Source organism: Plesiomonas sp., assembly GCF_051650925.1.
Taxonomy (GTDB): Bacteria; Pseudomonadota; Gammaproteobacteria; order Enterobacterales; family CAMTGL01; genus Plesiomonas.
Map to the genome: position 1 here is coordinate 1 of NZ_JBOFRH010000445.1, position 2339 is coordinate 2339.

Here is a 2339-nt window from a genome sequence, read left to right on the forward strand (position 1 = left end):
CGCTCGATGCACTTCCGTCGCGTCACACGCCAGAGCGTTATCGGCGCTTACTTGAAGATGCGGTGGCCGCCAACATGAATATGCTGCGCGTGTGGGGCGGCGGCATGTATGAGCAGGATATCTTCTACGATCTGTGCGACGAGCTGGGTTTACTGGTGTGGCAAGATTTGATGTTCTCCTGCGCGCTGTATCCTTCAACCTCTGAATTCTTGCTCGATGTTGAGCATGAGGTGCGTTATCAGGTGCAGCGTTTAGCCGACCATCCATCACTGGCGTTATGGTGTGGGGATAACGAGGTGATTGGCGCGATTGGTTGGTATCCAGAATCCCGTGAACAGCGCGTTAAATACACGGTGAATTACGATCGCCTGAATCGTCTGTTGGCCGAAGTCGTTGAGCAGGAAGACCCGTCGCGCCGCTTCTGGGCCAGTTCGCCGTGTAATGGGGAGTTAGATTTTGGTGATGCGTGGCATGATGACAACCGTGGCGATATGCATTTTTGGGATGTGTGGCATTCCGGTAAATCCTTTGATGCTTACCACAGCGTGAAGCCGCGTTTTTGCTCCGAGTTCGGTTTTCAGTCATGGCCATCGTTGCCCACCGTTAAATCCTTTGCCGAGCCGGATGAGTGGAATATCACTTCGCCAACATTTGAACAGCATCAGAAAAACGGGCGGGGCAACAGCATTATCACGGAGATGATCACGCGCTATTTTCGCTTCCCGATCAGCTTTGAACAGCAGTTGTACTTAAGTCAGGTACAACAGGCGCTGGCTATTAAAACGGCAGCGGAATACTGGCGTGCTTATAAAAACCACTGTCGCGGCATTTTGTTTTGGCAGCTCAATGATTGCTGGCCGGTGAGTTCGTGGTCGAGCATTGAATATTCGGGACGCTGGAAATTGCTGCATCACCATGCGCGTCATTTCTTTGCGCCGTTAATGGCGACCTTTATTCATGAACCTTTTGCTCGTGAACCTAATGCGCAAGGCCAGCCGATGTTAACGTTGCATCTGATTAATGATCGGCATGTCACGCAATCGCTGCATGGGGAAGTATTGCAGATCAGCTGGCAGGGGGATGTGTTACAGCGTTGGCCGCTAAGATGTACCGCTGCGGCAGATAGCTCTGCACCAATTTGGCAAATTCCGCTGCCCGAGTGTAATACGAGTAACGCCTCTGGCAGTGCGAATGCCTCAGAAAGCGAGGCGCGACGGGGCTTTTATCATGTTGTTCTACATTCGGAGTCACCAAACCATCAGGCTAACGAATGCATTGAAAATAGTTTTTATCCCGATGTGTTTAAGCGTTTACCGTTGCAACCAGCGCAGATTGAGTACTGTATTGGAGAAGATGAGCAAGGTTGCTATATCGAGTTGTGGAGTCAGCGTCCGGCGCTGTTTGTGCATGTCGAATATAGCGGCGAAGGGCGTTTTGAGGATGCCGGATTTACCTTACTGCCTGAGGCTATTGGAGGGCGTCGTCGTTTACGTTTTATCGGCTCTGCGAGTTGTGCGGAATTGGTAGCAGGCGTGAAGGTTTACGATTTGCGTTCGACTTACTGAATTGTGATGTATACGAACATGATTTATACGCATTTACTCTGTATTGATCACTGCATTCTGAATCGCCACCAATAAACTAGACCCTTCATAGGCTAAGCGCAGAAGTACTTAGCTCGGAAGAAGGGATGCAAGGGATAATAAAAGCGAAGCGCGGCCTGCTCACACAGGCCGCTTTTTTTATGTCCGTCTTTTGTTGCAGTAGCTCCCTTTGGAAGATTGCTATTGGCTCATTCCGCACTTGGTGAGAGAGGTGTTGTCTCTGTGCGTGATTGAATTATCACTGTTCATAAAACAATCTGTCGATAAAACAAGCACCTAAACGGCAGAATAATTTATTCTTAATTAAACTACCGTTTAAAACGGGTTAAGCGCTTAGCTAATTTTCGCCATGCTGAGTAACTATGCCGAGTAACTATGCCGTTCAGCTATGCAGAGTAAAAGGCTGCGTCAAAATTGATAGCTGGCCGAAAGTTTGAGATTACGCCCAGGCTCCAATGTGCCGTATTCCGGTGTGCCCCAGTAGAAACCGAATGCGGTCGGTTCGGCATAGGCGGCATCAAACAGGTTATCAATGCCCGCCATGAGTTTCAGGCCGTTAATCTGTTGCGGTTCATAACTGGTCCACAAATTGACTACGGTGAAGCCTTTGCGCTCAACGCGGAAGGTATCTACGCCACCTTGCTTGTTGCGTTCATGCTGGATGTAGGCGTTATTGGGGGTAAAGCGCATGTCAGTACCAACAACCACACTTTCGGTTAGGGCATAGGCGCCACC

The 2339-nt window shown here is 49.6% G+C and carries 1 protein-coding gene and 1 pseudogene; one reads left to right on the forward strand and one right to left on the reverse strand.

Annotated features, from left to right (window positions below; genetic code table 11):
• The coding region (locus ACRC27_RS10790; RefSeq protein ID WP_438639864.1) for a glycoside hydrolase family 2 protein at nucleotides 1–1565 on the forward strand (1565 nt) is incomplete at its 5' end.
• Between the two features lie 447 nt (nucleotides 1566–2012).
• Here ACRC27_RS10790 and ACRC27_RS10795 read toward each other — a convergent pair.
• A pseudogene (locus ACRC27_RS10795) lies at nucleotides 2013–2339 on the reverse strand (hypothetical protein); the annotation flags it as partial.